Below are 8,106 nucleotides of genomic sequence, written 5' to 3' on the forward strand. Positions count from 1 at the left end.
ACGGTTCGGGGAGGAGAAGCGCAGCAGCGCTTCTTACTCCACTGCCGATGCGCAGGGGATTCCTCTATCTGGTCGCGATCATGGACTGGTTCAGCCGCAAGGTGCTGGCCTGGCGTATCTCGAACACGCTCGAGACCGACTTCTGCGTCGAGGCGCTGAACGAGGCAATCCACCGCTTCGACCCGCCCGAGATCATGAATACGGATCAAGGCTCGCAGTTCACGTCCTTCGCTTGGACCGACCGGCTGAAGCGGGTCGGAACCCGGATTTCTATGGGCGGCAAGGGACGCTGCCTCGACAACATCTTCATCGAGCGCCTGTGGCGCTCGACGAAGTATGAATGCGTCTACTTGCACGCCTGGGAGACCGGCTCGCAGGCCAAGGCAGGTATCGGTCGTTGGATCACCTTCTACAACCACCAGCGGCCTCACGCCGCCCATGGCGGACAGCCGCCCGCCGTGGTCTACTTCAACAGCATCGAAACCGATCAGCAGGCGCGGAGAGGAGCTTAAACCACCCGGAAACCTGTCCAAGGATCGGGGAGTAGCTCAGTTCTATCCACCCGCCGGACCATCTGGATAGCGACACTGACCGGACGTGCCATCGGTGATGCAAGTCGCTAGATCACCTTAACAATCCTGAACCCGTCGACTTCTTTGACGACCGGAAAACCCTTCCAGCGCTCGATGTCGTGCAGGATCACGAGTTTTGACAGATCGCCGCCAAGCTCTTCGTTCATCTTGTCGATGGTCTTCAATTGTTCCCAGACGCTGCCGACCGCGTTGTTCAATGGTACATAGGCGCCGTCGTGATTGTGGCCGGTGAACTGGCGTCTCGAATAGACGCAGTCCCCGGAGATAGTGCGCCGGCCTGCCTCGGTCTCGATGACGACGAACTGCTGGCCGATCGTGTGGCCGCTGCCGAGACGCACGTGGATACCCGGAAGCACGTTATCCTTGTCGCCATCGACCAGCGTCACCCGGTGTTCGATGGAGGCATCGAGCGCCGAGCGCAGATTGTCGGGGTCGATGATCGCAGTGAGGTGGGCAAAGCGTTTCGGCAACGCGATCGCTTCGTACCAGGACAGAAGCTCACTTTTCTGGATGTAGATTTGGGCGTTCGGGAACTCCCCGATCGAGCCCATGTGGTCGAAGTGGGCGTGGGTTACGAAGATGTCGGTGATGCCGCCCGGCTCGATGCCGAGTTCGCCGAGCATCCTCAGCGGCGATATCCAATAGGGGACGCCGAACTTCTGCGAAAAGCTGTGATCGTCCTGCATGAAGCCGGTATCGATCAGCACATTGCGGTTGCCATGTCGCGCGAGAACAAACGAGAAGGGCAGATCCATCACGCCCTCGTCATACATTCCGCTGATCAAATCGACCCAGGGCTGATTCTTCGAGCGCGCATATTCCAGCACGTAGACGTCCCAGTGCGTGTTTTCCGGCATTCAAATACCCCTTCAGCTTTCGGCGAGTGAACGGCCGAGGCTCGCCAGGCCGACCGCGACAATCAGGATGGCGCCCTGGAAGATGAATTGCGAGAAGGTGGGAGCGCCGAAAATATTGAGGCCATTGAAGCCGAGCACGATGATCAGCGAGCCGATGAAGGTGCCAAGAATGTGGAATTCGCCGTCGCGCAGCGTTGCAGAGCCGAGGAAGACGGCTGCGAAGGCCGTAAGCAGGTAGGCATCCGCCGCATTTGTCGTGCCGCTGCCGAGCCGCGAGGCGAGCAGCGTTCCGGTGAGCGCCGCGCACATTCCGGACAGCACGAAACCTAGGATCTTGATGCGGTCGACATTGATGCCGGCTAGTCGTGCAGCCGCCGGATTACCGCCAACGGCCTGGATTTCCTGGCCTATCGCCGTGCGCTCGACCAGCAACCAAAGCCCGCCAAGCACCAGTGCCATCACGATGATCGGGTTGGGGATGCCGAACAGCCAGCGGCCGAGTGCCAGTTGCAGAAAGGCTTCCGGCACGCCCGACACGATCGGCACACCGGAGGAATAGGCGAAGGAAAGGCCAACCAGGATGGTGCCTACGCCCAGCGTGGCAATGACCGAATTGACCTTAAGTTTGGTGACGATCAGCCCGTTGACGACGCCGATCAGTGCGCCCAGTGCGAGCACGATGACGATGGCGACCGGGATCGGAAGCTGGTTCTGAACGATCAGACCGGTGACGAGGACGCCGTGCAGGCTGGCGGCGTAACCAACGGAAAGATCCAGTTCGCCGACGATGACCGCCATGGTGAGGCCGCCGGCGATGATCATCGCCAGCGAAGCCTGGCTCAGCACGTTGGTGAAATTGGTGACGGTGGGGAAGGCGCGCGGCGACAGGATCGAGAAAACAATGACCATGATCACCAGGCCGATGATAGTGCCGTAACGCGCGAACACGCCGAGCGCCGCCTTGGCGTTTGGCGACAGGCGCCGCGTGGTGTAGCCGACCTCGCTCATACCGATACTCCTTCCGCCGCCGATGCGTAGCTTGCTTCGATGATCGCGTTGCGCGTGACATGCTCGCCGGAAAGCTCGCGCACGATGCGCCCCTCGATCATCACCAGCACACGGCCACAAAGCTCAGGCAGTTCGTCCGGCTCCGAGGAAATGACCAGCACCGCCATGCCCTTTGCGGCAAGATCGCGGATCAGTCTATGAATTTCCCCGCGCGCGCCGATATCGACTCCTCGCGTCGGCTCGTCGAGGATCAGCACTTTCGGCCTGGATTGCAGCCATCGTCCGATCACCACCTTCTGCTGGTTGCCGCCACTCAGCCGGCCGACAGGCTGATCCGGGGACTGCGCCTTGATCGAAAGGTCGCGAATGATGGTGTCCGCAATGCCGGTGCGCTTGCGGGAACTGATGAATGGCAGCACGGCGTTGGCGAGGATCGTGTTGAGGTTGGTCAGGCTGATGTTGAACGCGACCGACTTGCCGAGCAGCAGACCCTCCGTCCTCCGTTCCTCGGGTACCAGGCCAAGACCGGCGCGCACCGCGGCCGCCGGCGTTTTTGGCATGTAGGGCCTGCCTTCCAGCACCATGGTGCCGGCATCGGACAGGTCGGCTCCGTAGAGCAGGCGCGCCAGTTCGCTGCGACCAGCGCCGACCAGCCCGGCTATTCCCAGAACCTCGCCGCGATGCAGATCGAAGCTCGCTTCCTTGACCTTTGGCAGCCGCTGCATCCCCCGGACCGAAAGGACGATCTCGTCTTTCCTGGTCCCTCCGTGAGCCTTGCGTGAATGCTCCACGGCACCGCCGACGATCGCCTCGACCAATGCCGGGCGCGTGAGTTGCGGGCCCTTGAGTTCCGCCACTGAACGACCGTCGCGGAACACGGTCACGCGACCGCACAGGTCGAGAATCTCGTCCAGCCGATGAGAGACGTAGAGCACCGCCACGCCGGAGGCCGAAAGGTCGCGGATGATGGCGAAAAGCTTCTGGCACTCGCTTGCCGAAAGCGAGGCGGTCGGCTCATCCATGACGATCAGCCGTGCCTTGCGAACCAGTGCGCGGGTAATGTTGATCAGCCAGTTCTCGGCGGTCGACAGGCCTTTTGCCGTCGCATGCAGCGGCGCGGTGACGCCGACCCGCTTGGCAATAGGCGACACGTCGCGCGCGATTGCATGCCAATCGACCATGCCGAAGCGTGCTTTCTTGGGCAAGCCGAGCATGATGTTTTCGAGCACCGTCATGCCGGGCACGAACGCCAGTTCCTGGTGGATGAAGCTCATGCCGAGATCATTGGCGCGATGCGGAGAGCCGATTGCTGTCGCTCGGCCGTCGACAAGAATCTCGCCACTGTCCTGTTCCATCAGCCCGGCGAGAATCCTGATCAGGGTAGATTTGCCGGCACCGTTGGCGCCGACCAGGCCATGCACTTCTCCCGGCGCGATCGAAAGCGACACGCCGCGCAAAGCCTGCGCGCCGCCGTACGACTTGGCGACGGCAACCGCTGAAATGAAAGGGGGCGCCGCAGGCGTCCCCATCGACCCAGACATAGCATTCATGATCGGTTTTTATGGCGAAACTCACTTGATGGCATCAGGGTGTTCGGCAATGAATTTTTCGACCGTCTCCTTCGTGACCAGAACCGCCGGCACCTCGACCGCCTTGGGCTGCCAGTCCGCACCAGCCTTCTGGATCTCGGGCAGCAGCTTGATCATGTTGTAGCCCTCCGTGTAGCTGTCCTGCCAGGCGGTGGCCGTCATGAAGCCGTTCTTGATGTTCTCAAGTGCCTGGGCATTGCCGTTGACGCCATAGACCTTGACGTCGTCGCGGCCCTGCGCGCGCAGCGAACCGATGGCGCCGATCGCTGGATCGTCCCAGCAGCCCCAGATCGCCAAATTCTCGTCGCCGGCCGGATGGGCGGCGAGCCAGGCATTCGCATATTGGGCCCCATCCTCGAAATAGCCGGGGATGCGCACCTCGTTCTTCGTCACCTTGACGTCGGGATAGGCAACGAGCGCCTTGTCCAGTTCGACCTCGCGGTTCCGGCAAACCTCACCGGTCCGGTACGCCAGAACGAGCAGCGAGCCCTTGCCTTCCATTGCCTTGAGCATCAGATCATTGACCGGCACGACCATCGGGCCGCCCGACCCGTTGGTGGCGGCGACCGTGCTGCCGAGGCCCCCGCCCCAGGTGACAACCGGAATGTTCGCCGACTTGGCGGCGTCGAGCCCGGCGCCGATGGATGAGAACGGGAACACCATGTCGATGATGGCGGTCGTGCCGCGTTGCGCGAAATTCTGGATCGCGGCATTGGCCTGGTCAGCGCTGCCCGCCGCGTCGATGACCGAGACTTCCCAGCCAAGTTCCTTGGCAGCGGCCTCCGCACCCTTGATGTAACGCGCGTTGTTCGCCTCAGTCGCCGAGATCGAGACGATGCCGACAAGCGGCTTGTCCTGCGCCGACGCCGGCACGATGCCAAGACAAATCGCCGCCAGTGCGGCGCCCACTGCAAACTGTTTCATAAATCCTCCCTGAACGGCTGCCTGCTCAACGAACCGTTTCGCCAGATTAAGCAAACAGGGCGGTTGATCAAGCTGTATTTCGCATGATTTGACCTAGACAAGCATATTTGATGCGGTATCACTTAGCTAATCGATTAGCTCGGTTTGACATGTCAACGATCAAAGATGTTGCACGCTCGGCAGGCGTCTCCACCGCGACGGTATCGGCGGTCATCAACGACTCCGCCTATGTTAGCCCGGCATTGCGAGCACGGGTGCTGGCCGCGATAAGGGAGCTCAACTATTCACCTTCGCTGGCAGCGCAGAATCTCAAGCGCGGCCGCAGCCAGTTGATCGCCCTGGTCGTCGCCGATCTCGCCAACCCGTTCTTCTCGCGCGTCGTCTGGGCGGCGGAGGCGGCCGTTGCCGCCTGGGGCTATTCGCTGGTGGTGTTCAACAGCGACGAAAAGCCTGAAGCAGAGCAACGCATCCTGAGCCGCGTCCGCATGCTGTCCTGTGACGGGGTGCTGCTGGTTCCGGTCGGCGATTCCACCAAGCACCTGCAGCGAGAGCCTGACGAGAGGCCGCTTCCAACCGTGCTGTTCGGCCGTACCGTCGAGGACGACAGGTCGGACACAATCACCATCGACAATATCTCGGCGGCTAGGCAGGCAACGGAATATCTGCTCGATCTCGGCCATACCCGCGTCGGCTCGATCACCGGGCCGCTGCACCTGACGACAGGCCGCGGCCGTCTTGACGGGATGCTGACGGCGATGAAGGCGCGGGGCCTTGCCCCGGAGCCGCGCGATGTCCGCTCGGGCGAGTTCCGCGAAGACGCCGCCTATTCCGTGGCGCGTAGCCTGCTCGAGCAGCCTGACCGCCCGACAGCACTCTATGTGGCAAGCGGCCTGATGGCGCTAGGCGCGATGCGCGCCATTGCCGATCTTGGATTGCGTTGCCCAGCGGACATTTCTATCGCCTCCACGGACACCATTCCGGGGATCGGCGGTTTGCGACCGCGGCTGACCCGAACCGAACACCCGCTTGTCGACATGACCAACGAAGCAGTGCGGCTGCTCGTCGACCGGATCAGGCGGGGCGCCGAGGTGGAACAGCGCAACATCGTGTTCCAGCCATCCCTCGTGGTTGGGGATAGCTGCGCTCCGGTCGGCCTGCGGGACAGTCAAAGCCCGCGTTAACATTGATCCGAAGCCTCCGGCATGCGCCGTTGCCTGATGGCGCCGGCACAGCAGGTTCTGATTTGCACAATCTGGTTGCCATTTGCGTCGGTTGAGTCCCAGCATCTCCCGTCGACACAGCCGTTCCTACGACACCGGATACGCGGTCGCCTGTGAGCTACCACGAGAGCGAACTGGACCATCTCAGCAGCGTCAGGGGTGATGTGTACAAGAAAAGCGTTCTAGAGGTGCAAAGCGTTTGTTCTGAATCTCCGCTGCAGCGTCGGGTTGGAGGGGGCGAAGCAGACCTTCATCAAAGTCGGCTTCTCAACTATTGTCGTAGGTCACTTCCCAAGGGGCTATCCAATCGCCTTTGACGCGCAACTGAACCCCGGCATCATCCTCGACGATTTTGCACACCGTCATCTCGCCTGCGTTTACGCCGTAGCGGTCGCCTGCCTCGCGGAAGCGGGCGTAGGTCGTATCAGTCAGATCGGAGCGCGTGCCTGTCTCGTCCATGAGTTCCTTTATCAGGCTGAGATCCTCGAGGCAGAGCTTGATCGGAAACGACGGGTCATAGTGGCCCGCGAAAATCGACGGCACGTCATGCTGGAGAACAAAGCTGTCGGCCGCTTCGCCTTTCATGACCTTCCACCAGACATCAGGCTCCAGTCCCGCCTTCTTCGCACAGACCATGGCTTCCCCGATGGCAGCGGCGTGGACCTTCCAGAGTTGGCTGTTGACGAGCTTGGCGACGTAGCCATTGCCGTACCTGCCTACCTTGCGAAGCTCGCCCATCGCCTCGATGACTGGACGAACGCATTCCACATCAGCGTCGTCACCTCCGACGAACATCGGCATATCGCCGCGGATCGCCGCATCGACCGATCCCGTGACCGGCGCATCGACCGGACACCCTCCGGCGGCTAGAAACGGTTTCATGAGTTCGCGCATGAACTTCGGCGATAAAGTCGTCATGTCGACCCAGAGCTTGCTCCGACAATTGCCCTTCAGGAGCCCTTCTGGGCCGTTCAGTACGGCATCGAGATGCGGCGGTCCGAACACCATCGAGACGACGCAATCGACCTTTGTGATCATCTCGGCCGGACTGCCTGCCCACGTCCCACCCATGGCGACGTGATCGTTGCCCGCCTCGGGCCGGAGGTCGAACACATAGGTTTCGAAGCCGGCTCGAATGATGTTCTTGGCGGCATAGCCACCCATAGTCCCGGGCCGATAAATCCGACTTTCATTCGATCTTCCCTCATTGGCGTGTCGAGTTATCCTAGACCAGCCAGTCGCTATTGATAAAATGAGAAGGCGATATTCCTGAGATTAGGATTATTAATGGTATGGCAGACATCGACATTAAACTCCTTCGGTCGTTCCTGTCAGTCTACCGAGAGGAAATTCTCGCGGGCCGCGGAGCGCCTAGGCTGCTCGCAAGCTACGGTAACACTGCGCATCCAGGGTCTCGAAAGGATCCTCGGTGAAAAGCTGTTCGATCGAACGTATCACCAGGTGAAACTGAGCCTGGCCGGACGCGATATACTTCCACGGGTCCAGACAATCGTCGATCAGCACGACATGCTCTTCGACGGCTTTTGGCGCGGGAAAGTTACTGGCAAGGTCAGGCTCGGCATCGCCAAGGACTACGTGCAGCCGATTCTTTCCCGGCCAACTATCGCTTCAAGATGGAAACAGTGTTGAACCCGCCATCGCATCGCGCGTTGAAAGCACGATGCAGGAGGTCAATCCTGGTGGACGACGTTAAAGCGATGACCTGAGACCCTGAACTTCCTCCAGATTTGGGTAGAGTCCGTCGATCATGGAGACGGATGATGCGACCTTCGAGGTTCACGGAAGAACAGATCATCGGGATGCTGAAGGAGCAGGAGGCCGGTGCGAAGACGGCGGATGTCTGCCGCAAGCACGGCATCTCGGCTGCGACCTTCTACAAGTTCAAGGCGAAGTT

9 protein-coding genes are annotated in these 8,106 nt (G+C 60.9%); 4 read left to right on the plus strand and 5 right to left on the minus strand.

What is annotated here, in order from left to right:
• Positions 1 to 512, plus strand: a 512-nt coding sequence (locus ABMA59_RS36615; protein WP_349010251.1) for an IS3 family transposase, incomplete at its 5' end; no start/stop codon positions are given.
• Positions 513 to 619: 107 nt separating this feature from the next.
• Here ABMA59_RS36615 and ABMA59_RS36620 read toward each other — a convergent pair.
• Genes ABMA59_RS36620 through ABMA59_RS36635 form a run of 4 tightly spaced genes read right to left on the minus strand, consistent with a single transcriptional unit; the run spans position 620 to position 4,971 of the window.
• Entirely contained in the window at positions 620 to 1,450 is an 831-nt protein-coding gene (locus ABMA59_RS36620) for an N-acyl homoserine lactonase family protein (RefSeq protein ID WP_349010252.1), read from the minus strand.
• 12 nt (positions 1,451 to 1,462) lie between these two features.
• Entirely contained in the window at positions 1,463 to 2,458 is a 996-nt protein-coding gene (locus ABMA59_RS36625) for an ABC transporter permease (RefSeq protein ID WP_349010253.1), read from the minus strand.
• Positions 2,455 to 4,008 carry a sugar ABC transporter ATP-binding protein gene (locus tag ABMA59_RS36630; RefSeq protein ID WP_349010254.1) on the minus strand — a complete coding sequence of 518 codons (1,554 nt, stop codon included), beginning with the start codon at positions 4,006 to 4,008 and terminating at the stop codon, positions 2,455 to 2,457. The genes ABMA59_RS36625 and ABMA59_RS36630 overlap by 4 nt, the downstream gene beginning before the upstream one ends.
• A 21-nt stretch (positions 4,009 to 4,029) precedes the next feature.
• Positions 4,030 to 4,971, minus strand: coding sequence for a sugar ABC transporter substrate-binding protein (locus ABMA59_RS36635; RefSeq protein ID WP_349010255.1), 942 nt, complete (start codon positions 4,969 to 4,971; stop codon positions 4,030 to 4,032).
• A 149-nt stretch (positions 4,972 to 5,120) separates the two neighbouring features.
• Between ABMA59_RS36635 and ABMA59_RS36640 the strand changes: the two genes are divergently transcribed.
• Complete coding sequence (locus ABMA59_RS36640) at positions 5,121 to 6,152, plus strand: LacI family DNA-binding transcriptional regulator (protein ID WP_349010256.1); 1,032 nt, start codon at positions 5,121 to 5,123, stop codon at positions 6,150 to 6,152.
• Between the two features lie 306 nt (positions 6,153 to 6,458).
• Here ABMA59_RS36640 and ABMA59_RS36645 read toward each other — a convergent pair whose 3' ends face one another.
• On the minus strand, positions 6,459 to 7,355 hold the full coding sequence (locus tag ABMA59_RS36645) for an NAD(P)-dependent oxidoreductase (RefSeq protein WP_349010257.1): 897 nt from the start codon (positions 7,353 to 7,355) through the stop codon (positions 6,459 to 6,461).
• 123 nt (positions 7,356 to 7,478) lie between these two features.
• On the opposite strand from ABMA59_RS36645, the gene ABMA59_RS36650 reads away from it, so the two are divergent.
• Complete coding sequence (locus tag ABMA59_RS36650; RefSeq protein WP_349010258.1) at positions 7,479 to 7,841, plus strand: LysR family transcriptional regulator; 363 nt, start codon at positions 7,479 to 7,481, stop codon at positions 7,839 to 7,841.
• A 131-nt stretch (positions 7,842 to 7,972) separates the two neighbouring features.
• Positions 7,973 to 8,106: transposase (locus tag ABMA59_RS36655; RefSeq protein ID WP_349006656.1), on the plus strand; the 134-nt coding region annotated here is incomplete at its 3' end.

Origin of the sequence: Mesorhizobium yinganensis (assembly GCF_040081985.1) — a bacterium.
GTDB lineage: Bacteria > Pseudomonadota > Alphaproteobacteria > Rhizobiales > Rhizobiaceae > Kumtagia > Kumtagia yinganensis.

Bases quoted from the DNA above. Each gene is read 5' to 3' on its own strand.
- ABMA59_RS36620 (WP_349010252.1), bottom strand. From the start codon at position 1,450: ATGCCGGAAAACACGCACTGGGACGTCTACGTGCTGGAATATGCGCGC.
- ABMA59_RS36625 (WP_349010253.1), bottom strand. From the start codon at position 2,458: ATGAGCGAGGTCGGCTACACCACGCGGCGCCTGTCGCCAAACGCCAAG.
- ABMA59_RS36630 (WP_349010254.1), bottom strand. From the start codon at position 4,008: ATGAATGCTATGTCTGGGTCGATGGGGACGCCTGCGGCGCCCCCTTTC.
- ABMA59_RS36635 (WP_349010255.1), bottom strand. From the start codon at position 4,971: ATGAAACAGTTTGCAGTGGGCGCCGCACTGGCGGCGATTTGTCTTGGC.
- ABMA59_RS36640 (WP_349010256.1), top strand. From the start codon at position 5,121: ATGTCAACGATCAAAGATGTTGCACGCTCGGCAGGCGTCTCCACCGCG.
- ABMA59_RS36645 (WP_349010257.1), bottom strand. From the start codon at position 7,355: ATGGGTGGCTATGCCGCCAAGAACATCATTCGAGCCGGCTTCGAAACC.
- ABMA59_RS36650 (WP_349010258.1), top strand. From the start codon at position 7,479: ATGGTATGGCAGACATCGACATTAAACTCCTTCGGTCGTTCCTGTCAG.